This window comes from Algoriphagus sp. (genome assembly GCF_024305035.1).
Classification (GTDB): Bacteria; Bacteroidota; Bacteroidia; order Cytophagales; family Cyclobacteriaceae; genus Algoriphagus.
In genome coordinates this window covers 45,619-70,728 of sequence record NZ_JAMWZB010000018.1, presented here as the reverse complement: position 1 = coordinate 70,728, position 25,110 = coordinate 45,619, and the positions used below count along the sequence as shown (strand labels likewise).

Here is a 25,110-nt window from a genome sequence, read left to right as displayed (position 1 = left end):
ATCCTTATTTTTCTTGATAAAAATGATTTTGGTTAATGTATTTTATTAAAACTTCAAGTCATTTTTTTCCGCTGGGGTTCAAATCCTAAAGAGACAATTTTTAACAAAAAAAATGTATTTGAAATGCATAAAACAGTATATAAAAATAAGAAAATTTCATTAGGTCAACGAGTAGCTTTTTTGAAGGAAAATCAATCTATTTTAAGGGATTGCTTTCTTTTAAAACGAGATTTTCTATCCAAAATCCCTTTCCCGATTTCATTCTTCAATCGGAAAAAAGATTTTTCATAAGAAGGGTCAGTTCAGCCCCTGATTCAAAAGTAATCCGACTTGGTCGCCTTCCTTTCGGATCAAATGCGTTGAGATTTTATTCTAAAATTTTTTATTAAAAAATTCACCTGAATTCCGGAATAAGTTCGTCCGTCGCTTTCGGAGCGGCCAAGAGCTTCCGGCATAAAGCCATTCGCCACAGGCTCATTTTTTATTCCTTTTCCTCTTGGCCTTACTCAGCGACGTACAGGGTTCATTCCATAATTCATGTTTCACAAAACCAAAGAGCAATTATGGAAGAGTTAAAAGAAAAAATCGATTTGAGTACAGTGGCGGAGATATCCATTGGGTACAGTTGTAAAGTCAAGGCCAGTCTGAGACCGAAGGTGAGTTCCTCGCGACAAGCCTATCAGGTATTGTTGGATTTTTGGGAAAGTGACAGAATAGCGCTCGTGGAGGATTTTCAACTGATGCTGCTCAACCGGGCAAATCGGATATTGGGAATCTGTACGGTGAGCAGCGGGGGAACCTCGGGAACGGTCTTGGATCCAAAAATTGTGTTTGCGACAGCCTTGAAAGCCAATTCTTCATCGATAATTGTAGCCCATAATCATCCGTCTGGAAACTTGTGGCCTTCCAAACAGGACAAGCGATTGACTAAAAGACTGGTAGAGATTGGAAAGGCTTTAGACTTGCCAATATTGGACCATGTCATCGTGACGCCCGAAGGGTATTATTCCTTTGCGGATGAAGAGGGGCTTTAGGCTCCCATCGAAAACTGTTATTTCATATACCTGATCGGGTATAGATTTATTGGCGTTGATAAAATTATACCCGTTAAGGTATATTTATTAATTTTTCATTATATTTATACCCGAAGAGGTATATTTATTAAAAAATAATCTAAATTTATACCCAAAAGGGTATAGTGTAATGAATAATTTAAGCGAATTCGTTAAGAAAAGGAGGAAGAATCTTGGCCTAACTCAAGAAGATCTTTCTTTTAAAGCCGGTGTAGGACTAAGATTTGTTAGGGATTTGGAACAAGGAAAAGAAAGTTTACGAATGGACAAGGTTAATCAGGTTCTGACATTATTTGGTCATCAACTAGGCCCTGTGCAATCAGAAAAAAATGAAGAAAGCTGAAGTATATATGTATGATAAGTTTTCCGGGACATTAACGGAAGACGAAAATGGATACCATTTTCAATATGATACCTCATATCTATATTCTGATCATGCAGAACCAATAAGTTTAACACTTCCTCTCACAGATAAAGTGTATACAAGTAAGGTGATGTTCCCTTTTTTTGATGGGTTGATACCTGAAGGTTGGTTACTCGATATAGCTCAAAAAAATTGGAAGCTAGACCCCCGAGACCGAATGGAGATCTTGCTAAAGACCTGCCAAGATTGTATAGGTGCAGTATCTATTAAAGAAATTTGACCCTATGAAAAACAAATGCCTCTACTGTTACCAAACGATCAACTCTTCCGATCTAAACACTGCCGCAGGTCTACAAGGTTACCATCCAAAATGTAGTAAGAAGTTTTACGGTAAGGCTTCTCCGCCGTTGTTGGACTTTACAGGAGATCAAATATTTCAATTGGCAGAGCAAGTAATTAAAAGCCAAAAAACAGTAACAGGGGTCCAGCCAAAGTTATCTCTTGGGTTGAATGAAAATAAAGGTGACTTTGAGCGTTTTACAATTGTTGGGTTATGGGGAGAATACATATTGAAACCCCAAACAGAAACATATCGAAACCTGCCAGAAATTGAAGATTTAACAATGCATTTGGCAGAATTAAGCAAGATAAAAACAGTAGGACACTCGTTAATAAAGCTCAAATCTGGAGAACTGGCTTATATCACCAAAAGAATTGATCGAAATAATGGTGAAAAATTGCATATGGAGGACATGTGTCAGTTAACAGAAAGACTAACTGAACATAAGTATAAAGGGTCTTATGAGCAGGTTGCAAAGGCTATCCTGAGGTATACAGCCAACCCTGGATTGGGAGTGACAGATTTTTATGAGTTGGTTCTATTTTGCTTCTTAACAGGGAATAATGACATGCATTTGAAAAACTTCTCTTTACTAAAAAGAAATCTGAAATATGATTTCTGTCCTGCTTATGATTTAGTTGCATCAGAGTTAGTCGTGGAGGGGGATGATGAAGATCTTGCATTGAACTTGAATGGTAAGAAGAAAAAGATTAAGCGAAAAGACTTTGAAACGGCTATGCTAGGAGCGGGGATTGATCAAAAAGTAATTCAAAATATATTCAAGAAGTATGAAAAACTAATTCCTAAGTGGAATCGATTAATATCCAGTAGTTTTTTATCCGAGAGAATGAAGGATAAATATATTGCGCTTATTGATCGGAAATCAATTCAAATAGAACTCTAAAATAGGTATTTGCTTGGTTATTCTGGGTTCCTTTCCAAAATCCCTTTCCCGATTTCATTCTTCAATCGGAAAAAGATTTTTCATAAGAAGGGTCAGTTCAGCCCTTGATTCAAAAGTAATCCGACTCTGTCCCTTTCCAATCGGATCAAATGCGTTGAGATTTTATTCTAAAATTTTTTATTAAAAAATTCACCTGAATTCCGGAATAAGTTCGTCCGTCGCTTTCGGAGCGGCCAAGAGCTTCCGGCATAAAGCCATTCGCCACAGGCTCATTTTTTATTCCTTTTCCTCTTGGCCTTACTCAGCGACGTACAGGGTTCATTCCATAATTCATGTTTCACAAAACCAAAGAGCAATTATGGAAGCGTTAAAAGAAAAAATCGATTTGAGTACAGTGGCGGAGATATCCATTGGGTACAGTTGTAAAGTCAAGGCCAGTCTGAGACCGAAGGTCACCTGGCACCATAATATTAGACCACTCTTTGTTTCCTTTATTTCCTGCGCTTACCGTAATAATTAATTCAGGATTTGCCTGCAACACGCTATCAATATGTTTCGAGCTTAATGCTGTTTTTCCATCCAAATCCTTTCGAGTATAATAGTCGACATCATCAAATTTGGTGTAAGCTATTGAAATATTGATCACATCTACATGCTTAGAAATTAACCAATCTACCGCATCTATTAATCTTTTCTCTTCATCAGATAATTCTGAAGATACATCTTCAGTTTTTGCGAGGAAAAATTCAGCATTAAACGCCAATCCATGTACATAATTTCCCTTTTTGCCGCCAATGCTCGATGTCACAACAGTTCCATGGTCATGTTCGGTGTCATCAAAAAAGTCAGTTGTATCATTGTCGACAAAGTCTTTATAATCTTGAACCTTGAGATTTTTGGTAAAGTCATTAGAATCAATACCACCAAAACCTGCATCAATTACCCCAATTTTAACTCCTTTACCTGTTAGGGATAGGCTATCAAGAAAATGACTCATAACGAGTCCAACTGGCCTACGATATTGAAATTGATAAACGCTTTGTTCAGTATAGTTATTAGCTATTTCACAGCTTGAAAAACCAATGACTATGAAAAAATATTAATAAGTAGTTTCTCATGTTTTAATTGCCAACGATTACCCTAGGCGCAGACGTAGCTTTGCGCTTATGGTCTGTTATGCCGCGTCATTTTCATATTTCTTAATGCTTTCCAGTTCTACTTTCTTTGCTTTTGTTTCTTCTTCTAGATCAAAATCATCTTGTAATCCCAACCAGAATTTAGCACTCATTCCAAAGTAGTAGCTCAATCTCAAAGCAGTATCAGCGGTAATTCTTCTGCGCCCTTTGATAATCTCACTAATTCTAGTTTGTGGTATACCTATATCTTTAGATAATCTGTATGCGGAAATATTTAGTGGAATGAGAAACTCTTCCTGTAGCACTTCCCCTGGATGTATGTTCGGTAAATGTTCCATAACTAATGATAATCAATGATTTCTACTTCTGATGCTTGTCCATTTTCCCACTGAAAGATGATTCTCCATTGGTCGTTAATTCTGATGCTATAAAATTTACTAAGATTTCCAGAAAGTTTTTCCAGCCTATTGGATGGTGGAATTCTGAGATCTGCAATATTCTGTGAATTGTTCAGCATTCTAAGTTTACGCCTACCTATTTTCTGAATCTCAATTGGCCATTTCGGCACTCTTTCGCCTTTCCATACTTTCTCAGTTTGCTTTGACCCAAATGAAATTATCATACTTACTTATTGCGTTACTAACGCTAAAGATGAGTATAAAGTTTGAATTTCTGATTCCATATGAGTTCTTTTTTTCGATGTGGCCTAACGTATTGCCGCTAAGAAACGTGGGACTTTCGAAGTCCTTAGCCGTCCGACCGTGACAAAGTTAACCATGAAGAACGAACCTTGCGTAAACCGCTGTCCGCCCCATGTTTACTTAGGTGCTGTTGCACTAAACCTGAGGTGGTTTCAAGAGCAGCCAGAAAGAGGTAACTTTTTAATTCAATCTTAACCTCATATCCATGCTGTCCTAACTAATTTTTGATGAGGATCAATTTACCTATTTTTTACAATTCAAGGGATATTTTAAGAGTAATCTGGAAATAGATCCCCCTGTGAGCTTTTCTGCGGTGGTTTATCGTGGTCCTCAAAGGGCCTGTCAAGCCATTTTTGTAGTTCAATTTTGACGAATATGTTCAATCGGATAAAGGCGACAAGATTGGATAGATGCCATCCGAATTTTGCGGTGGCTTTCATGACTTTCAACAATAGGATGGTGATCAATGCAGTCCAAATTTGGATCATTCCCGCATTTTTTGAGGTTCCGATAAATGTTTTGATGTGCAACAACTGTTTGATGTCTCGGAAAAACACTTCGATCTCCCACCTGGACTTGTAAAGATCCCCTATGGTCTGTGCAGCCCAAGTGAAGTTGTTGGTGATCAACTCTATGGTCTGCTTGTTTTCCTCATCCCATACAGCTACCCTTCTGAGCTTTCCCGGATACTTGGCCTTGGATTGGGGGTTGGACAGTTCGATCTCTTCGTCTATAAGTACATGTTGGGCTTTGTCTTCAGGCAGTTCCCGCTCTTTAACGGTATGGAATGCCAGGTTGTCTTTGTGCCGAATAACAAAAAACACACCGTTGCTGTCCCAAACATTGAGTAAGGGAAAGCGTATAGGCCATTTTTTTAGTACTCGCTTACTTGCTCCAATTCCTTCCTCAAAAATTCATTTAACTCCATTTGGTTGATTCCAAGGTGCTGTTCGATGGAACGGTAATAGTCTTGATCATTTTTTCCACTCCGCATCAGTTCGGTGAGCAAATTCCATCCCCCTTTTTCAATAAATTTTCTGGCGATCAATCCGCCCAAAACGTAATGAAAAGCGGTTTCGCTATCCAAATTGGTCAAAGTCAGCATTTCATTCAAATTGAGTTCGGGATGCTTTTGTAAATAGGACTTGGTTTTTTTAAGGTGCCAATCCAAACTTTTCCCTCGACTGCCCCCTAAAAGTGTGGCAATGCCTTCGGAAGCCCACACGTGTTTGTTGGGAAAATGCTTGTCGATCAATACGTGAAAAACTTCATGGGGATAGTATTCCCCCATCCCCCCACAATAGACTTTGTGTTCTCCTGCTTTGCCTCGGGGCTTGGAAGATCCACCCATTCCCAAGTAATAATCCAGTCCTTTTAAACGTTGGATTTCATCGAAATCATCAGCCAAATAATACTCAAATGGGGTAGGCTCTATCCCGAAATTACTGCAAATCTGATCAATAAAATCATTGAGCTTTTCAGCCTTTTTTTGATTAAAGGAATGGGAGGGTGGATAATAAAAGTCTACCCAACCCACCGTGGTGCACCTCCATTTCTGCCGGTTGATGGACAGGGCATTAACTAATTTATAGACACCATTTTCTTTTTGGGCCATGTAATTGACAATGGCAAGGACATAGGGACTTCCGTCTTCTTGGCTATAGGAAAATTGAGCCTTGATTTCATAAATATCCTCATGGGTTTTGATACTCAAAACATGAACCGGGAATCCCATGTAGAGTGAGGGCTGAAATTCACTTGCTAAAAAGTCATAGTTCTTGAAGTTCTGCTGTTCTTCGGTATTCCAGTAGGCATTCTTTTCTTGATGTTGAGGATTGGATGCTAGGTAATTTTCAAAAAGTTGCATCACTTCCAGAGTTTCCAAGGAGCTGGAATCAGGCTGGAAATTGTAGCTTACTTGTTGACTACTAGCAACCGAGGGGATAAAAAATAAAAGGAAGACTTGAAAAGCGCTCATGGAAAGAATGGTGTATCCTAAGGGGTGTTGTTATTTTTTCTTCTTAATTCGGTTAATTCGTTTGTTAGCGTTTTACCTTGGCTTTAAGTTGGCCTCCAAAACCAAGTTCACTAATTTTTTGAAGTGTCGAAATTCGGGCTTTTTCAGCATGTATTTAATTTTTGAAATAAAGGACTTGGTAGTCCCTACTCTTTCTGCAAGTGGTTCCTGAGTCATTCCCAATGCTATGCGTGTGTCATGAATCCAAGCACCTATTTTAATTGCTTCATTTCCTGATTCAAGTTCGTCACGCCTTTTTGTTCCACGTTTGCCGAAGTTTTTTCTTTGAACCCTTCTTGCGTCATCAAGTTTTTTATTTCCCCTTCCTATGCTGCTTTTCGTTTAAGGGCCACTTCTATTTCTTTTTTAGGTGTCTTTTGTGTTTTCTTTTGAAAGCCGTTTCAGGTCAGTCAAGCATTGATCTAATTGTTTTTTTGTGAACTTTATAATTTGTTTTGCTAGCTTGAAAACTTCTGTCGAATATAAGTTTGGTTGTCCATTTTCGCTTTCAAATTTATTTTCGGCATTTAAGGCTACTTTTTGAATTTCTAAGGGCATAGAGATTGTCAAATCCACCCTTGATTTTTATTGAAACAAAATCTTTAAAACTTTTTGCATCTTTTACTTCAGAATCATCTGGTTTTTCCGAGAAGAAATGGTAGTAAAGCCAAATTTCAAATGACGGGTTACTTTGTGCAACAAACCATCCATCCTAAGTAACTTGCTTGTCTTTTACGTAGTTTCTTAACTCATCAATTTTATTTCCTTCATTCCACCTATCAGTATCAATAACAAACCATATTTCATCGGATAACTCTTTTGATAAAGAAATAGAATTGCTTTTAAGACATTTTTCTGCCTATGCTTTAAGTTTAGTAGGATCAGATTTACCATTTTCATTTGGAATGGGAATGATGTCAATATTTGAAGCAAATCCTTGAAAAAACTTTAAATAATTAACTTCTCTATCCCCTTCGCAAAAAATGTAAATTTTCTTTGCGTTCTTGAATGGATCAACCTTCTCATAAATTTTATTCCGGCTTAAATATTTCATTTACCAATTCAAATCTTTTAAGTTGCCTAAGAAAGGAATACCTCCAAATCGACCCTTTAAATATCCGTTTTCGATATTTATAGTATTATGAATTTTGAAGTCGCTTAAGGAATATAGTTTGCTTGAACCATCAAGATCTTTCTGAGCAAACCAAATCTCATCTGCTCTAAATATACTTTGATCTAATAAGTTTGATTCATGTGTTGAGAAAATAAGTTGCCCTTTAACAGATTCGTCTAAGGCCAATTTTGTCATGATCTCTTTAATTGTCATTGGATGAATACTTCTTTCAATTTCATCAATAACAAATACTTTATTGTCGTTAATAATACCTTGAAAGGCTGGAATATAATCAATTAGTCTTCGAGTGCCATCAGATTCTTGACCTATATTAAAATCTGTGCTTTCACCCAGTGCATTCTGGTGTTTAGTAATAAGTCTTTTTGCAAGAACCTCGTTATTTTCGTAAACTAACGTGACCTCTTCACCGGTTTCGCTATCTGTTAATAGTGATAGTTTATTTGGTTCATTTTTTAAGTCTTCTATAATTTTTCTTTTAAGTTTTGCATCACCACTTTCACCAAAAAATTCTTCAAATTTCTTTGTGTCAATATCAATTTTAGTTATTCCAGTATTTAAACTTGGAATGAATTTATTAGCAAATTCTTTAATTGTTGGGTCTTTGTCTAAAATATGAGCAATTCCACCTGGTTTTGCATCGGGTTTGATGATGACTAGAGTTTCATCAAACCATCTAAATGCAGAATGGGTTGATTTAAAATCATCAGGATATTTTTTGCTTAAAAATGTAATAAGTAGTTCATTGCGTTGGATTAATTTTTCAGAAAGTACTTCTACAAATAATTTTTCTTTGTCAGTTTTATAATACTCTTTGTAAAATGTTATCTCTTGGGTTTCATTTTCAAAACTTCTTTCAAAAATCAAAATATCATCACTCTTATTGCTAAAAGCTAAACTTTCATAAAGAATTATACCTTCGTTAAAGGTAATTGTATAGAAAAAAGGTACATCATTAGCAATAAATTCAATGCCTAGAGATATGGGTGTATTTAAATTGTCTTCATTCAGTTTAAACTTAATATCTTCAGTCTCTGATGGAAGTTTACCTTGTTCAACTAAGGTCTCTAAAAATGAAATCGCTTTGATCAGGTTCGATTTTCCAGAACCATTTGCACCGTATATGGCACTATATCTTAAAAAATCAAAATTGCCAATTCTGACTTTATGATGTTGAAGCCCTTGAGATTTATTCGGAAAAAGGTTGAACTCAGTTTCGTCTCTAAAGGAATATAAATTTTTGACTATAAATCTAATTAACATAATTTTTCCGTGTAAAATTCACGCTAATATAAGCCTAAAATTTCAAATTTCAAGAAAATATCTTAAATAAAAGAATATAGGCGTGAGTTATTCACGTTTAGTCTATTTTTTTGATTCTGTATTTCCATAAATCAGCCTAAATTTAATTTGCCTATTTATCGCTTCAACAGAAATCAAGAATAATACGCTAGAGCTAAACACCCTTCCCTTACTTTTTATTCCCTTTTTTCATCACCATCACTACACGATTGGGGAGGTAGAGGGCTACAGTATGATCCTGATCTGTTTGATAATTTACAGTAGGGTCCAAGCGTTCAAACCCACCAAACTTTTTTTGATCGGAATGAAGCAAAATCTGGTAGCTGCCCGATTCCGGCATCCGGATCGGAAAACCAAAATATGACTCAGTAGGATGGAATGAGTAGACAAAAACTAAACCGCCTCGTTCATAGGCCAAAATTTTCTTATCCGGCTCCAGATAGAGCTGCTCTCCGTGAGGAGCTTTCAAGACTTGATGCTTGCTGACCAGCTCGATCATCGCCTGATCCCAGGCATTGAGTTGGCTATACCGCAAATGTTCAGCATCCACGAGTGACCATTGCCGTCTTGCATACTGATAGCTCCAATTATTCCCCTCACGTGGAAAATCCACCCATTCAGGATGACCAAATTCATTTCCGATAAAATTCAAATACCCTTCTCCGCCAAGCGAAAGCGTAATCATGCGGATCATTTTGTGTAAGGCAATGCCTCTATCCACGACCAGATTTTGTTCAAGCACAGACATGGAGGTATACATTTCCTTATCCATCAGCCAGAAGGCTAAGGATTTGTCGCCAACTAGAGCCTGATCATGACTTTCGGCATAGGCGATGGATTTTTCTTTCTTGGGGCGATTGCTCAGTTCATGCCAAAGCTCAAAAAGATCCCACTGTTCATCGGTTTTGTGTTTGAGTGTTTTGATCCAGAAGTCCGGTATTCCCATAGCCAGTCGGAAATCAAAACCGATCCCTCCGTCCTCGATATTTCGGCAGAGTCCCGGCATCCCGCTGACTTCTTCAGCGATGGAAATCGCATGAGGCTTCAATTGATGAATCAGCGTATTGGCCAGTTGGAAATAACGGAGGGCTGCTTCATCTACGCCTTCATCGAAGTATTTGTCTGCCGAATCGAAAGACACATGGCCATGATGATGGTAGAGCATGGAGGTGGCCCCATCAAAGCGAAAGCCGTCGAAATGAAATTCTTCCAGCCAATAGCGGATATTGGAGAGCAAAAACTGCTGTACTTCCCATTTGCCATAATCAAAGAGTTTGGAATCCCATCCTTCATGATAGCCACGATCTCCAGGGTGGAAGTACTGATGATCCGTTCCATCAAATTCATTTAGCCCTTCATTAACATTTTTGACTGCATGAGAGTGAACGATGTCCATAATTACGGCAATACCCATTTGGTGGGCAGTATTGATCAAGGATTTGAGTTCCTCAGGAGTACCAAAGCGGGAAGAAGGGGCAAAGAAATTAGATACATGGTAACCAAAGGATCCGTAATAGGGATGTTCCATGACCGCCATCAGTTGGATGGCATTGTATCCTCCTTTTTTGATCCGAGGGAGAATGAGTTCCTCGAATTCCCGATAGGTTCCAACTCCCAGTTTTTCCTGAGCCATACCCACATGACATTCGTAGATCAGGGGCATTTGAGCGATTGCTTCCAGTGAAAAATACCGATCAGTCCAAGTGAATTTTTCTTGAGGAAACCAAAGCTGGCCGGTGAAATCATGGGTTTTTTCGTCCTGAACCACCCGTCGGATATAAGCGGGAATCCGATCCAGATCCCGGCCTTGTGCATCGATCACCCGAACTTTGATGCGGCTTTGATGGGTGAAGGTGTCTTTATACTGTGCATAGGGAAGAAAAATCTCCCAGTCGCCTCGATGATTTTTTCGCAAGGGGTGGGATTCCCTATCCCACCAGTTGAAGTCCCCCGTTAAAAAAAGTTGCTGAGCTGCCGGGGCCCATTCCCGATAAATCCAACCCTTCCGGACCGGTTCAAAGTGCACCCCATAATAATCATGGAAATTGGCGAATTCCAAAATACTGCCCAGAGATTCATTGATCTGATAAAGGGCCGTTTGATAGTCTTTTAAACGCTTTTGGATAGCCGGGGCAAAATCGTTCAGCCAAGGCTCATCACTGATTAATGCTAAGGAGGTTTTGCTCACAAAAAGTCAAAATTTGATTGAGTTGAAATTAGGAAAAAATACTAGGATTGGAAGTATGAGGAAAAAGTTTCATCCCTTTTTACAATTAGAAAATCTTAGAAATTGCTTAAAGTAGAATGATTAGGCCTCGGCTTCGCTCTGCCTCTGAGTTTAAACTTTGTAATGCAGGGAAAGTAAAATACGGCAGAGCTGCATTTTCCTCTCCCTGCACTAAAACAAGACGAATGGGCTCGGAGCGAAATCGAATCTAGTATGATCCATTGGCATCTGGTTCAGCCAAAACTAGGTAAAAATAGGGGACTTGACCTTCGAATCGAGTTCGAAGCAATCTAAGCATTTTAAAAAAAATATGTATGCTAGAATTTACGAGAATTTTGGTAGTAGTAATCGTGTATGGATAAGGCAGTAATTCAAAAAGAATTGCACCAATTGATAGATGGTGCAGATAAGGAGCTCTTGAAACTCGCCTATTCGATTTTGTTGCCCAAAGATCAGCTGAACGATCTTGCCAGGGAGCAATTGGAAAAACTAGAAATTCGATCGGAGCGTCCTATCAAGAATCCGAACGAAGGAAAATTATTGGATGAAATCGAGCATGAAGTACCCGTCACACACCGGGATGATTAGATTTGCGAGATTCCATCTGACCGATAAAAAACAAATTATAAACAGATGAAGTAAAAGCGGGTTTGAAAATGTAAGTTAAATGAACGATCAGGTTTTACTTATGCCTGAGGCTGAAATTGACCTGAAGGAGATTTTAGCCTGGTAGGAAGGTAAAATGCTTGGGCTTGGGGATAAATTTGTGGAGGATGCTTTTAGCAAGAAAAATCAAGTTAAAATTTCTCCCCATTCATACCAAGTTCATTCTAAGAGGTTTAGATTTGCTTTCTTCACCAAATTCCCAGTTTCCATTCCTTTTGTCCCAGAAGAAAGGAGAGTTGTAGTTTTAGGTATATTCCCCACTGCTGGAAATTCGGCTAATTGGTCCTAAAATTCATGCCTTTCAAAAACCATCTCCGGCTCCAACACTTCCACATTTCCAGCTTCATTGATGCTATCCAAGGTAACCAACTTAGTTTCATTGATCAGCATAGGGTCGTATTTGGCGGCCACACGGATGTAGTTTTCGGTAAAGCCGTGCATTTTTCCATCGACCACATCCTCTTCAAAAAGCACAGTAAAGGTTTTACCCAAGTTTTGTTCGTAAAACTGGCGGCGCTTTTTCTCGGAAAGGATTCGAAGCATTTTGGAACGCTCATTACGGGTTTTCATCGGGACCACTTCTTCCATTTCAGCGGCACGGGTATTGGCACGCTCTGAGTAGGTGAACACGTGGAGGTAGGAGATGTCCAATTCATTGAGGAAATGGTAGGTTTCTAAAAACAATTCATCGGTTTCTCCCGGAAATCCCACAATCACATCGACTCCGATACAGGCCTGCGGCATCAGGGTTTTGATTTTGCTGACTCGGTCTACGTAAAGTTCCCGCAAGTAGCGCCGACCCATTTTTCGAAGAATAGTGTTTGAACCCGACTGAAGGGGTACATGAAAATGCGGTACAAAGCGCTTGGAAGTAGCAGCAAAGGCAATGATTTCGTTGGTTAACAGATTGGGCTCGATGGAAGAGATCCGAAATCGATCGATTCCATCCACTTCATCGAGAGCAAACACCAAATCAGCAAAGCGTTCTTGGCGCTTTCCGTCCACGATTCCAAAATCACCGATGTTCACTCCGGTAAGCACGACCTCTTTGACCTCAGTTTGCGCAATTTCCCAGGCGGACTCCAAAACCGAGGCGATGGTATTACTCCGGCTTTTTCCCCGGGCTAAAGGAATCGTACAGAACGCACAGCCATAATTGCACCCATCTTGGACTTTTAAAAACGTACGGGTGCGATCATGGATCGAATAGGCATTCGTAAAGGTCTTGGCTTCGGTGATTTCACTGGCCAGCACTTTGGCTTCCTGCTCTTTGGCAAAATCACCCAACAGCTCATGGAGTCTAAATTTCTCCGCAGCACCCAATACCGCATCTACGCCTTTGATTTCTGAAATTTCACGGGGTTTTAACTGGGCATAGCAGCCAATGATGGCCACATAAGAATTAGGGGATATTTTTTTAGCCTCTTTGACGATTTTCTTACATTTTTTGTCCGCATTTTCGGTGACCGAGCAGGTGTTGATGATGAAAATGTCGGGATTTTCCTGAAAATCCACTTTCTGAAAGCCGCGATCTTCGAATTGGCGACTGATCGTGGACGTCTCGGAGAAATTCAACTTACATCCCAGGGTATAAAAGGCTACTTTTTTCACTTAATTTCCTCTTGATTACAAGGACACAAAGGTAAGCAATCTCTACTTGTTTTCAATTTTCCAATTTTCGACCTCAAATCGCATGTTTTTTCATCATTTGGGTGAATTTTCACCATAATTTTTTAGAAAAAGTGTAATTTTTCGAAAAAATAGGCTCAAAAAAAATCCAGAAAGCAAAATTTACAAGTATTTTTCTATTTTTGCTGGGGTAATATTAAACCACATATTGTAGAAATGGCAACACTAAGACAACAAGCCCTGTCCATGGTACAGGCAAGACAGCGAGTTCAGGTGACTCCTCCTTCTCCTAAAATTTCAGACTTCTTCGGGGTCAACGTTTTTGGCGGTGATCAGATGAAGCAGTCTTTGGCACCCTCGGTGTACAAAAAAATCATGGAGGCTATCGATAAGGGAACCAAAATCGATACCGCCACTGCAGAAGAAGTAGCATCCGCTGTAAAGACTTGGGCTTTATCCAAAGGTGTTACGCACTACACACACTGGTTTCAACCTTTAACCGGATCCACTGCCGAAAAGCATGATTCCTTTTTTGATGCGCATGCAGGCTTGGAAAAATTCAAAGGTTCTGCATTGGTTCAGCAGGAGCCGGATGCTTCTTCTTTTCCCAATGGAGGCATTCGATCTACTTTTGAGGCCAGAGGATACACTGCCTGGGATCCTTCTTCCCCCATTTTCATATTTGAAAAAACCCTTTGTATTCCAACGATCTTTGTGTCATTCACCGGAGAGGCGCTTGACTACAAGACACCTTTGTTAAAGTCCATGGAAGCGATCAATGAAGCGGCTTTGCCGATCTGTCAGCTTTTTGACCGCAATGTGCGTAAAGTTTCGGCTTCACTTGGCGTAGAGCAGGAATATTTTGTGATCGATAAGGCTTTGTTTTCCGCCCGACCCGATTTAGTCATGGCAGGAAGATCCGTATTTGGACATAATCCGGCACGAGGACAGCAGTTGGAGGATCATTATTTTGGATCCATTCCTACCCGGGTAAAAAACTTCATGATGGATTTCGAAATCGAAGCCCTCAAATTGGGTATTCCAGTAGCCACCCGTCACAATGAGGTAGCTCCCGGACAATTCGAAGTTGCGCCGATTTACGAAGAAATCAACAAGGCAACCGATCACAATCAATTATTGATGGATGTGATGGATAAGGTTGCTGAGAAGCATGATTTGAAGGTGTTGTTCCACGAAAAGCCTTTTGCAGGAGTAAACGGATCAGGAAAGCACAACAACTGGTCCTTGATCACAGATACCGGAGTGAATTTATTTCAGCCTAGTAATTCCGCCCGGGAAAACCTGCAGTTTTTAACCTTCCTGGTGGCTACCGTTAAAGCCGTGTACGATCATGCAGGATTGTTGCGAGCCAGCATTGCTTCAGCAGGAAATGATTTTCGATTGGGTGCCAATGAGGCTCCGCCAGCCATTATTTCGGTTTTCCTTGGTGCTACCTTAACTGAGGTATTGGATGAGTTGGAGAAAAACGGCAACATCAAAATCGAGAAAGGGGATAACATGTACATGAAGCTGGGAATTTCTAAAATCCCAGAAATCATCTTGGATAATACCGATCGAAACAGAACCTCTCCATTTGCCTTCACCGGAAATAAGTTTGAGTTCCGCGCTGTCGGTTCCCATGCCAATGTGGCTGGTCCGATGACCGTGCTTAATGTCATCGTTGCTGAAACACTGAAGCAATTGACCAAGGACATCGAAAAGGAGATGAACGGTGGCAAAGAAAAGAAAATTGCGATTGTCAATGTGCTTAGAAAATACATTAAGGAGTCTAAAAAAGTCCGATTTGAGGGTGACGGTTACTCCGAAGAGTGGGAAAAAGAAGCACAGAAGCGTGGCTTAGCCAACTTGAAGTCTACTCCTGAAGCACTCGATGTGTACGAGAAAAAAGAGGTGCAAGCGCTATTCGAGCGACATCATGTGATGAATCCCTTGGAAGTCACTGCAAGACACGAAATCATGTTGGAGGACTTCATTAAAAAAGTACAGATCGAAAGCCGGGTAATGGGGGATTTGGCTCTCAACCATATCATCCCTACGGCAATTTCTTACCAAAACAAGTTGATCGAAAATGCCAATGGCTTAAAAGGTCTGGGATTGGATAATTCCGCCGCAATTGAAACGATCAAGGATGTGTCCCGTCATATAGAAGCGGTGAAGTCCAACGTGACCGCCATGATCGACGCGCGTCGTCAACTCAATAAAGAGGAAGACATCATCAAGCGTGCAAAAGGATATCAAACAGAGGTCAAAGAAGCCTTCTTTGATAAAATCCGATATGCGGTCGATAAGCTGGAGTTACTCGTGGACGATGAACTTTGGCCACTGGTCAAATACCGTGAAATGCTCTTCATTCGATAAGCAAGCCAATTGATACCAAGCCGCTCCTCAAAAAAGGAGCGGTTTTTTTTTAAGTGGCGAAAAACCCTTTTTAAAGGATTCAAAATTATTTAAAAGTAATAGATCCAATTTTTACTCTTTTCAGGAAATAATTTTGTTTTTTTAAAATAAACATGAATAAAAATGGTTAAAGTCCCGTAAAGACTTGAGTTTTTTTGAATTAAATTAGGCCTTGGGGTCAAAAATGTTCATGAAGAATTCGAGTTAAGTAAAAAAATAAGATACTAGTTTTGTAACTTTTAAAAAAAAATTAAAAAAGAATCAGTTTTTTGTATAAAAAAATCATAGAATTGTTTTTGAAAGATTTTTGAAATCTTTAGCTTTACCCGAATAGAATAATGCCATTGGTCTGATCGCCAAATTAAGGGGAGGCTGATCAGTTGTTTACCGGATATAAAGACTAAGTTTTGTTCATTAAACCAAATTTCATGCAAAAAGAAAGTGCCCAGTTTTAACATACCCTAACCGGGTTTTCCCGGATTTCCAATTCAACTTAATTCAAACCATTTATTTCCAACTATGAGAAAAATTCTATCTTTCTTATGGGGGTTAGCGCTGATTCTACTCGTGAGTTTCGAAGCTTTCTCTCAAAATCGCGTAGTGACAGGTACAGTCACTAGCTCCGGAGATGGCTTACCCCTTCCCGGAGTAACAGTTCTGGACAAAACCACCCAGACCGGTACGACCACAGATGTGGACGGTAAGTATTCCATTAACGCCACGACCAATTCGGTCTTGGTATTTTCATTTATTGGTTTTGAAGCCCAAGAAATTGTGGTCGGCAATCAGTCGATCATCGATGTAGCCATGGGCGAAGATATCTCTGACCTGAGCGAGGTAGTGGTTACTGCCTTTGGTATGGAGCGGGATCAAAAATCTTTGGGCTACTCAGTTACCCAGGTGGGCGGTGATAAATTCACCGAATCCCGTGCGATCAACTTCGGTAATGCCCTTTCGGGTAAAGTAGCCGGGGTGAATGTGACGCCACCCGCTACAGGAGCTGCCGGGTCAACCCGAGTGGTTATCCGTGGTGGATCTTCCTTGACCGGGAATGATCAGCCCCTTTATGTGGTGAACGGGATTCCCATCGAATCCGGAAATCTGGGTAATGCAGGGATGTGGGGTGGAAATGACTCCGGAGACGGATTGAGCTCCATCAACCCCGATGATATCGAAAATATCTCCGTACTTAAAGGAAATGCCGCAGCTGCCCTCTATGGAGCAAGAGCTGCCAACGGGGTGATTTTGATTACCACCAAAAGTGGGGCACAGCGGACAGGAATTGGGGTTTCTGTAAATTCCAACATCACCTTTGACCGGGTTTGGGATCAGACCAATTTTCAGCGGCAATATGGTCCGGGAATTGACGGCAGAAGACCTACTACCCAAGATGAAGCGCTGAATACCGGAAATAACGGCTGGGGAGCAGCTTACGATGGCGTTCCTTCTGTTCAGTTTGATGGGGTGCAGCGTCCCTATGCCTTTACCGGGGAACAGCTGTCCGATTTCTTTGAGACTTCCTATACGTGGAATAACTCAGTGGCACTCGATGGGGGAAATGAAAAAGCGAATTACCGTTTTTCATTCTCTGACTTGGATAACAAGGACATTGTACCCAATGCCGGATTCAAGCGAAGAGTCGTCAATGCCAATATCAATGGCAAGCATGGCAAATTCACTTTAGCGGCCACCGGTCAATATTCGAATCAATTTGCTAAAAACCGACCTCGACTTTCCGATTCACCGGGTAATGCCAACTTTGCTATGCTGGTCAGACCAGGCAACTTGCCGTTGGATGTGATGAGAGGAACCACCGACAAGCCGGGAGCACTCGAGGATGGAACCGAGCTTCGCTACCAGTCCAATGTATTCCAGACCAACCCCTATTGGGCAGCCTATCAGTTCTTCCGTGAGGATGAAACCAACCGATTCTTGGGTAATATGTCCTTAAAATATGACATCACCGATTGGTTGTATGTGCAAGGTAGAATCGGATTGGATTTCCAATCTCGTGTGGATCGAACTTCAGAGCCTTATGGTACGGCATACAAGCCACTGGGAGATTACAATTTGACCGAGCGGACCATCCGTGAGGACAATGCCGATTTATTCATTGGGTTCAATAAGACCTTCGGAGACTTTGATGTGGATGGATTCATCGGTGGTAACCGAATGAGAAGAACTGCCGAAAGTCTTCGAGGTGGAGGAAATGACCTGGTGGTTCCTTTCTTCAGCTCAGTAAATAATGTGCGGGCCCCATCCATTACCTACGGCTTCTCGGAATACGGAATCAATTCCTATTTTGGATCCGCCAATGTGGGATACAAAAACATGATATTTTTGAACGCCACAGCAAGGCAGGATCAGTTTTCAACCTTGTCCCCTGAGAATAGCAAACTATTCTACCCTTCCTTGGGATTGAGTGCAGTGATCAGTGATATGGTGACTCTTCCTGATGTCATTACTTTTGCTAAAATCCGAGGATCTTGGGGTGAAGCCGGAGGTGGAGCACCTAATCCTTATGCCCTTAACCTGACCTATGGGTTAGTTGGAGCGGGACACTTGGGCGCAAATTTGGGCCAAATCAACAATGGTTCCATTCCAAATGAAAATTTGGGACCCTACCGATCCAGCGAATACGAAATCGGAGCGGATTTGAGATTCTTTGACAACCGCGTAGGTTTGGATATTGCCTATTACAATCGAACCACCCGAAGCGACATTTTGGCAACCGGGATTTCAGCCACTTCAGGTTTTGGTTCCACTACGGTCAATATCGGAGAGTTAAATAACCGAGGGATTGAAATGCTTTTGAATGTGACCCCAATCGCCCGAGCGGTACGATGGGATCTTTCCTTCAACTTTGCCAATAACATTTCCGAAGTGCTCAGCTTGGGAACCAATGCTGCTGGCGAGCCGATTGATTTCATCAACTTAGGTCAATCTCGATTGATGCGGGAAAATATCCGACACATTGTGGGGTATCCTTTGGGAATGATTGCCGGATACAAACATTTGCAGGTAGATGGTCAACCGGTCTATGATGCAAATGGATTCCCGGTAACCACGCAGGGTTTTGAAACCATCGCAGAAGGAAGACATCCGATTTCTGCTGGTTTGAGCAATACGGTAACTTGGAAAGGGTTCCGCTTGTATGCCTTGATTGACATCCGTCAGGGTGGACACATGGTATCGGGTACCAACTATTTTGCCTACAATAATGGCTTGCACGAAGAAACTTTGATCGGTAGAGATGGAAGTCTTACCGTCAGTGGAGTGACAGCAAATGGAGAAGCAAATACCTGGACCATTCCAGCAAATCCTAACAATCCTGCTGAATACTTGATCGATCAGTATTGGCAGCGCTATGCGATGGTGACTGAAAACATCGTCTATGATGCCTCATTTGCCAAGTTGAGAGAGTTTTCGTTCGGATACACTTTCCCAAGTGCAATTACCTCCAAAACTCCATTTAACAACCTGTCACTATCCGTTGTAGGTAGAAACTTGGCCTTGCTTTGGTCAAATATCCCGAATGTGGATCCGGAATCTGCCTATGCAGTGGACGGCAACTCGCAAGGATTGGAATACTTTGGTCTTCCTACCAACCGAAGCTTTGGATTTAATTTGTCAGCCAACTTTTAATTGAAACACAGAACTATGAAAATTTCAAATAAACTGGCAGTAATGGTAATGGCAGGTTCGCTGACTTTTGCCTCTTGTAGTGAGTCAGAGCTTTTGGACCTGAATATTGACCAAAACGCAGCCACCGATATCGATATGTCTTACCTCTTCTCCAGAGCTACTTTGGCGATAGGTGGAGAATATGAGAATACCAGAATTGCCATGCTCTATGCCTCAACCATGGTGCAGCAGACCGCATCCACCGCTGGATACTTCAGTGGGGATAAGTACTTCTACAATGCCCAGTATTCGGGAGCCTATATGGAGACCCATTACACGGGCGTGGTAAGACTGTTGACTCATGTCATTACCCGGACCGACGGCGACCCTGCTCAAGCCAATCTCAACGCCGCAGCAACCGTACTTCGTGTTTTTGACTTGCATCGAATGACTGATATCTATGGGGATATTCCCTATTTCCAAGCGGGAAAAGGACTAGAAGGGGAAGAGAATTGGTTCCCGGCTTACGATAGTCAAGAGGAAATTTATACTGCGATGATTGCGGACCTAAGAGCGGCAAGAGATCGCTTTTCTGAATCAGCCAATTCCTTAGGAGCTCAGGATTTTCTTTATGGAGGAGATATCAGCAAATGGAGAAAATTCACCAATGCCTTGTTGATGCGTATTGCCATGCGAATGAGTGAGGTAGATCCTACCACTGCTCAGCAGGTGTTTACTGAAGCCAACAACAGTGGCGCCTTTACTTCCAATGAGGACATTGCCTTTATCCAATATGATTCAGGACCACAAGGAGTGAATCGAAACGGATTGAACGACGGCTACTGGAACACCTACAAGTATTCTAGAGATTGTAAAATTTCTGCCACGATGATGGACTGGATGAATGCCAATGATGATCCGCGTAAAATGATCCTAACCGGAGGGGTGGGCGATCCTGAAGTACCCGCTACCTGGATTACGGATCCTGAGGCACAGATCGGAATGCCCAATGGCTACACATCTACCAATATCGGCGAAGCCGTTCCTGAAGGTACTTTGGATGGATTCTCCATCGTTCAGCGAAACTTCTCCATGCTCAATTTAAAATACCTCGATTGGAATGATCCGTATTATTTGATTTCCTATGCAGAGGTGGAATTCATGAGAGCAGAAGCGGCCGTGAAAGGATGGATTAGCTCGGATGCCGGAACCCATTTCTCCAATGGTGTAGCCGCGGCGATCAATTCTTGGGTATATTTCGATGAAGACTTTACCGTAGACGCCCAAGAGACTGCAGCCTACATTTCCGGAAGAGGATTTGATGCGGCCTCCAATGAGGACAAACTTCGATTAATCGGAGAAGAATATTGGGCAGCCAATTTCCTAAATGCCATCGAAGCTTGGTCCAACTGGAGAAGAACAGGTTATCCTGAATTGACTCCTACCCAAGATCCCAATGCCTTTGAAGGGAATTTCATTCCTAGAAGATTACGATATTGGGAAAATGAGATCGGTTCCAATCCGGAAAATTACCAGGCTGCCGTTTCCCGAATGGGAGGAGACAGCTTTGCCACCCGCATGTGGTGGGACGGAGGAAATTAATTTTCCGTTAATTTAATTTTGGACAGAGGTTTTGATTGAGTTCAAAACCTCTGTCTTTTTTTAACTTTAGGCCCAAACCTGATTTGTATGAAAAACATTGTACTTGCTTTCGCCCTGCTGGTGGTTGTGGGATGTAAAAAGGCAGAAGAAACCAAAATCCCGACAGCTAAAGCTTACCATGTGGTCGGTTATGTGGCCGGTTGGAAAAAAATTAATCCCAAGAAAATTCCTGCCGAAAAATTAACCCATATCAACTATGCCTTTGCCGATGTAGCCAACGGGCAAGTAAGCTATATCGGGGATAACCGGGAGCGGGATTCCTTGAATTTGATTACCCTGAATCAACTTAAGGACAGAAATCCCGATCTGAAGGTGTTGATTTCCATAGGGGGTTGGACGCACTCCAAAGGATTTTCTGATGCCGTGCTGACTCCGGAGGGAATCGATCAGCTGACACAATCCGGAGTGGACTTTTTAATTAAACACCAACTGGACGGATTGGATTTTGACTGGGAATATCCCAGCATTCCCGGGGATAACAATCCCTATCGTCCAGAGGATAAGGAGAATTTTGTTGCCCTACTAAAAAGTGTTCGAGAAGCACTGGATTCGTTAGGCAACCTACACCAAAAACATTACCTGACGACCATCGCCTCTGGGGGCTTTCGTCGATACCTGGAGGAAAATGACCTGGGGAAAGCCCAGCAATACTTGGATTTTATCAATATCATGGCCTATGATTTTTACACCGCAGGGGATGAGGTCACCGGGCATCATGCCAATCTTTTTCCCAACGGAGCAAAAGGAAGATCCGCAGAAACCACGGTGAAAGAACACCTTGAATTTGGAGTCCCCGCAGAAAAAATCGTGGTGGGTGTACCGTTTTATGGCAGAATGTGGGAACAGGTGGATCCGACTGATCATGGGCTATTCCAATCCGGAAAATTTAAAATGGGACTGCCTTATCATCAGATTTATGCCTTGACGAAAACTTCGGCTTATGAGCGCTTTTGGGATGAGAAAGCAGCGGCTCCCTACCTTTATTCGGCCCAAGACTCCACCTGGATTACCTATGAAGATCCTGAGTCCATGAAAGCTAAAATGGACTTTATTAAAACCAATTCCCTGGGAGGAGCCATGTTTTGGGAGCTTTCCGAGGATAATACCAGACAGTTGTTAGACGTGATCCATGAGGAACTGAACTCCAATTCGCCTGAGTAAATGGAGATCATCGGAGTAGATATTGGAGGATCCCATATTGCTGCGGGCCTGGTCAACAACGTTGGAGATCGGGTAGAAGCCGGTGACTTCTATGAACAAGCGGTGGACACCTTTGCCACTGCCGAATCCATCATTGAGGCTTGGGCACAAGCCATCCAGTCAGTCAAGGGCTACGCGAAGGCTATTCCGATTGCCATTGCCATGCCTGGACCGTTTAATTATCAGGAAGGGATTTGCTTGATCCAAGATCAGGGAAAAATGAACGCCTTATTTGGACAGTCGGTTAAAAAACTGCTCGCTGACCGCCTTAGCGTTCCGCCTGGCCATATCTCCTTTACCAACGATGCGGAGGCGTTTTTGATTGCAGAAAGTCGAGTAGGAGCTGGGTCAGCTTTTTCAAATTCCATCGGGTTGACCTTGGGAACAGGCTTGGGTTCAGCCATTCAGGTGGAAGAAGTAGTCAAAGACGCCCAACTTTGGCGGGCTCCCTTTAAAGATGGAATCGCTGAAGATTATTTGGGCACGGCATGGTTTATCCAATTTGTCCAACAAAAGTGGGGGATATCCTTATCCGGAGTGAAGGATTTACTGGACCCATCGATCGACCCAGCACATCGAGCCTTCATCTTTAGCGAATTTGGGCGCAACCTAGGCGAATTCTTATTCCCCTATTTGATTCGACTACAAACCCAAGGGGTAATTTTAGGTGGAAAAATCAGCCTTGCTTCCGCTCACTTCCTTCCCGCTACCCTCGAATTCCTAGCCTTGCGAGGTATTTCCATTCCGATCCACCTGGCCACGCTCGGCGATCATTCCGCTTTAATCGGAGCGGCCCTTTCCCAGGAGGAGAAAAAAAGCCCATCCAGATTTAGTTAGACCTATCCTAGATTCAACGCAACTATGAAGAAAAATTATTTGACCATTTTTTTCGCCCTTTTATTCAGCAGCTCATTTGCCCAAGAAAGCTACGATGTGATTATCGTGGGAGGAGGTGCGAGTGGAACTTCAGCGGGTATTTCCGCTGGTAGATTGGGCGCCAAAACACTGATCATCGAGCCGACCGAGTGGCTGGGGGGAATGCTGACCGCGGCAGGAGTTTCTGCCATTGACGGCAATCATCGCTTACCCTCCGGGATTTGGGGAGAGTTTCGGGATAGCTTAATTGCGCATTATGGGTCGCAAGCTGCACTTTCCACCGGCTGGGTGAGCAATACCCTGTTTGAACCTCAGGTAGGAAATCAGATTTTCCAATCGATAGCGGCTTCGGTTCCTCATTTGACCGTTTCGCTGCAAAGCGAATGGCAAGCAGCCCACTTTGAAAACCAAAAGTGGACAGTGACTTACCGGGTGGATGGCCAATCCAAAACTGCCTCAGCCCCCCTGGTCATAGACGCGACGGAATTGGGCGATGTGGCAGCTGCGCAAGGAATTCCTTATCGACTGGGGATGGACGCCCGTTCGGAAATCGGAGAGTCCTTTGCCCCAGAAACGGGAAATGACATTATTCAGGATTTAACCTATGTGGTGACCCTTCAAGATTTTGGAAAAGGGGAAGACCGGACCATCCCCAAACCCAAAAATTATGATCCAGAGGAATTTGCCTGTGCCTGTGCTCATGCAGACCCAATTACCGATCAAGACCCTACGCTGGACTGTGATAAAATGATAGGGTATGGGAAACTCCCCAATGGCAAATACATGATCAACTGGCCCAACTGTGGAAATGATTATTACGTCAATCTAGTCGAGTTAAGCCCAGAGGAACGAAGCATTGAACTGGAAAAAGCCAAGCAGAAAAGCCTTCGCTTTATCTATTACATTCAACAGGAGCTAGGCTATACCCATCTGGGCATTGCAACCGATGAATATCCGACAGAGGACGGACTGCCCATGATTCCTTATCATCGGGAATCCAGACGTTTCCAAGGACTGGTTGATTTTACCCTACCCTTTGTACGGGACCCCTTTCAGGCGCCTAGTCCGCTGTACCGCACGGGAATAGCAGTAGGAGATTATACCATTGACCATCATCACAAGGAAAGGCCCGATGCTCCGGAGATCGATTTCATTAAAATCCGGGTGCCTTCCTACAATGTGCCTCTTGGAGCACTCATTCCGGAGAATCATTCCGGCTTGATTTTGGCGGAAAAAAGCATTTCTGTATCCAATATCGTCAACGGGGCTTCCCGTCTTCAACCCGTCGTTTTAGGCATTGGCCAGGCTGCAGGGACGTTGGCTACGATCGCTTCGAAATCAGGAAAAGCCCCATCCGAAGTTTCCATCCGTGAAGTTCAGCAGGTCTTGCTTTCCCAGCAGGTCTATCTGATGCCCTACATCGATGTGAATCCAGAGGACGCGCATTTTCAAGCCATCCAACGAATCGGGGCTACCGGCATTCTAAAAGGAGCGGGAGTACCTTATCTCTGGGCCAATCAAACCTGGTTTTATCCCGAAAATAAGGTGACTGAATTTGAGCTGGTGGAAGGCTTGAGACCCATTTATCCAAGCTTAGCAGATTATTGGGGAGCTTCTGGGGATTATTTGACCGGCGAGCGATTCAAGCAACTACTCGAGTTAACTGGAAGGAAAACCTCCCTGTTAGAAATTGCTGAGGCCTGGAAAAGAAGGGGTCTGCCTGGATCCTTTACTACCGACAGGCTTCTGACTCGAAAGGAAGTTGCGGTGATCTTAGATGAGCTGTTGGATCCTTTTTCAAAAGAACTCAACTGGGAGGGGAGAATAAAGCCCTAAGGA

Annotated in this window: 21 protein-coding genes and 1 pseudogene; 11 read left to right on the top strand and 11 right to left on the bottom strand. The window is 42.2% G+C overall.

All coding sequences use genetic code 11. The annotated features are described in order from the left end of the window. Positions 1-563: 563 nt before the first annotated feature. The 4 genes from Q0L00_RS11770 (at position 564) to Q0L00_RS11755 (ending at position 2,681) form a co-directional block, all read left to right on the top strand. The gene (locus tag Q0L00_RS11770) at positions 564-1,034 is read left to right on the top strand and encodes a JAB domain-containing protein (RefSeq protein WP_297337076.1); all 471 of its coding nucleotides are present in this window, start codon (positions 564-566) and stop codon (positions 1,032-1,034) included. 169 nt (positions 1,035-1,203) lie between these two features. Next, positions 1,204-1,416 (top strand): helix-turn-helix transcriptional regulator, encoded by a 213-nt coding sequence (locus tag Q0L00_RS11765; RefSeq protein WP_297337075.1) that lies wholly within the window; start codon positions 1,204-1,206, stop codon positions 1,414-1,416. After that, positions 1,403-1,717, top strand: coding sequence for a HipA N-terminal domain-containing protein (locus Q0L00_RS11760; protein ID WP_297337074.1), 315 nt, complete (start codon positions 1,403-1,405; stop codon positions 1,715-1,717). Before Q0L00_RS11765 ends, Q0L00_RS11760 begins: the two co-directional genes overlap by 14 nt. Before the next feature lie 4 nt (positions 1,718-1,721). After that, positions 1,722-2,681 carry a HipA domain-containing protein gene (locus Q0L00_RS11755; protein ID WP_297337073.1) on the top strand — a complete coding sequence of 320 codons (960 nt, stop codon included), beginning with the start codon at positions 1,722-1,724 and terminating at the stop codon, positions 2,679-2,681. 367 nt (positions 2,682-3,048) lie between these two features. On the opposite strand, the gene Q0L00_RS11750 is transcribed toward Q0L00_RS11755, so the two are convergent. From Q0L00_RS11750 to Q0L00_RS11710, 10 genes and pseudogenes are all read right to left on the bottom strand, one after another. Continuing rightward, positions 3,049-3,678 carry a S8 family serine peptidase gene (locus Q0L00_RS11750; protein ID WP_297337072.1) on the bottom strand — a complete coding sequence of 210 codons (630 nt, stop codon included), beginning with the start codon at positions 3,676-3,678 and terminating at the stop codon, positions 3,049-3,051. A gap of 177 nt (positions 3,679-3,855) precedes the next feature. Continuing rightward, positions 3,856-4,155: a HigA family addiction module antitoxin gene (locus tag Q0L00_RS11745; protein WP_297337071.1), complete on the bottom strand. Its 300-nt coding sequence runs from the start codon at positions 4,153-4,155 to the stop codon at positions 3,856-3,858. A gap of 2 nt (positions 4,156-4,157) precedes the next feature. Next, a complete protein-coding gene (locus tag Q0L00_RS11740) occupies positions 4,158-4,439 on the bottom strand; it encodes a type II toxin-antitoxin system RelE/ParE family toxin (protein WP_297337070.1) in 282 nt (93 codons plus the stop codon). 348 nt (positions 4,440-4,787) lie between these two features. Next, positions 4,788-5,381, bottom strand: coding sequence for an IS4 family transposase (locus tag Q0L00_RS11735; RefSeq protein ID WP_297337109.1), 594 nt, complete (start codon positions 5,379-5,381; stop codon positions 4,788-4,790). An 11-nt stretch (positions 5,382-5,392) separates the two neighbouring features. Continuing rightward, positions 5,393-6,496 carry a hypothetical protein gene (locus tag Q0L00_RS11730; RefSeq protein WP_297337069.1) on the bottom strand — a complete coding sequence of 368 codons (1,104 nt, stop codon included), beginning with the start codon at positions 6,494-6,496 and terminating at the stop codon, positions 5,393-5,395. A gap of 72 nt (positions 6,497-6,568) precedes the next feature. Further along, positions 6,569-6,712: a hypothetical protein gene (locus Q0L00_RS11725; RefSeq protein ID WP_297337068.1), complete on the bottom strand. Its 144-nt coding sequence runs from the start codon at positions 6,710-6,712 to the stop codon at positions 6,569-6,571. 149 nt (positions 6,713-6,861) lie between these two features. Beyond that, positions 6,862-6,906: pseudogene (locus Q0L00_RS19700) on the bottom strand (hypothetical protein); the annotation flags it as partial. After that, a complete protein-coding gene (locus tag Q0L00_RS11720; RefSeq protein WP_297337067.1) occupies positions 6,902-7,093 on the bottom strand; it encodes a hypothetical protein in 192 nt (63 codons plus the stop codon). The gene Q0L00_RS11720 and the pseudogene Q0L00_RS19700, both read right to left, overlap by 5 nt. A 496-nt stretch (positions 7,094-7,589) precedes the next feature. Then, positions 7,590-8,930, bottom strand: a complete 1,341-nt coding sequence (locus Q0L00_RS11715; RefSeq protein ID WP_297337066.1) for an ATP-binding protein — start codon at positions 8,928-8,930, stop codon at positions 7,590-7,592. A gap of 208 nt (positions 8,931-9,138) precedes the next feature. Next, positions 9,139-11,157, bottom strand: coding sequence for an alpha-amylase family glycosyl hydrolase (locus tag Q0L00_RS11710; protein ID WP_297337065.1), 2,019 nt, complete (start codon positions 11,155-11,157; stop codon positions 9,139-9,141). Between the two features lie 393 nt (positions 11,158-11,550). Here Q0L00_RS11710 and Q0L00_RS11705 point away from each other — a divergent pair, with 393 nt between their 5' ends. Further along, positions 11,551-11,784, top strand: a complete 234-nt coding sequence (locus tag Q0L00_RS11705) for a hypothetical protein (protein WP_297337064.1) — start codon at positions 11,551-11,553, stop codon at positions 11,782-11,784. A gap of 363 nt (positions 11,785-12,147) precedes the next feature. Here Q0L00_RS11705 and mtaB read toward each other — a convergent pair whose 3' ends face one another. Beyond that, positions 12,148-13,473 (bottom strand): tRNA (N(6)-L-threonylcarbamoyladenosine(37)-C(2))-methylthiotransferase MtaB, encoded by a 1,326-nt coding sequence (mtaB, locus tag Q0L00_RS11700; RefSeq protein WP_297337063.1) that lies wholly within the window; start codon positions 13,471-13,473, stop codon positions 12,148-12,150. Positions 13,474-13,707: 234 nt separating this feature from the next. Here mtaB and Q0L00_RS11695 point away from each other — a divergent pair, with 234 nt between their 5' ends. The 6 genes from Q0L00_RS11695 to Q0L00_RS11670 all read left to right on the top strand — a co-directional run bounded on the left by Q0L00_RS11695 (position 13,708) and on the right by Q0L00_RS11670 (position 25,107). After that, positions 13,708-15,870 carry a glutamine synthetase III gene (locus Q0L00_RS11695; RefSeq protein WP_297337062.1) on the top strand — a complete coding sequence of 721 codons (2,163 nt, stop codon included), beginning with the start codon at positions 13,708-13,710 and terminating at the stop codon, positions 15,868-15,870. 558 nt (positions 15,871-16,428) lie between these two features. Further along, the gene (locus Q0L00_RS11690; RefSeq protein WP_297337061.1) at positions 16,429-19,554 is read left to right on the top strand and encodes a SusC/RagA family TonB-linked outer membrane protein; all 3,126 of its coding nucleotides are present in this window, start codon (positions 16,429-16,431) and stop codon (positions 19,552-19,554) included. A gap of 15 nt (positions 19,555-19,569) precedes the next feature. Beyond that, positions 19,570-21,135: a SusD/RagB family nutrient-binding outer membrane lipoprotein gene (locus Q0L00_RS11685; RefSeq protein ID WP_297337060.1), complete on the top strand. Its 1,566-nt coding sequence runs from the start codon at positions 19,570-19,572 to the stop codon at positions 21,133-21,135. A gap of 87 nt (positions 21,136-21,222) precedes the next feature. Continuing rightward, positions 21,223-22,356: a glycoside hydrolase family 18 protein gene (locus Q0L00_RS11680; protein WP_297337059.1), complete on the top strand. Its 1,134-nt coding sequence runs from the start codon at positions 21,223-21,225 to the stop codon at positions 22,354-22,356. Continuing rightward, positions 22,357-23,232, top strand: coding sequence for an ROK family protein (locus tag Q0L00_RS11675; protein ID WP_297337058.1), 876 nt, complete (start codon positions 22,357-22,359; stop codon positions 23,230-23,232). Positions 23,233-23,256: 24 nt separating this feature from the next. Next, complete coding sequence (locus tag Q0L00_RS11670; protein WP_297337057.1) at positions 23,257-25,107, top strand: FAD-dependent oxidoreductase; 1,851 nt, start codon at positions 23,257-23,259, stop codon at positions 25,105-25,107. The last annotated feature ends 3 nt before the right edge of the window (positions 25,108-25,110 follow it).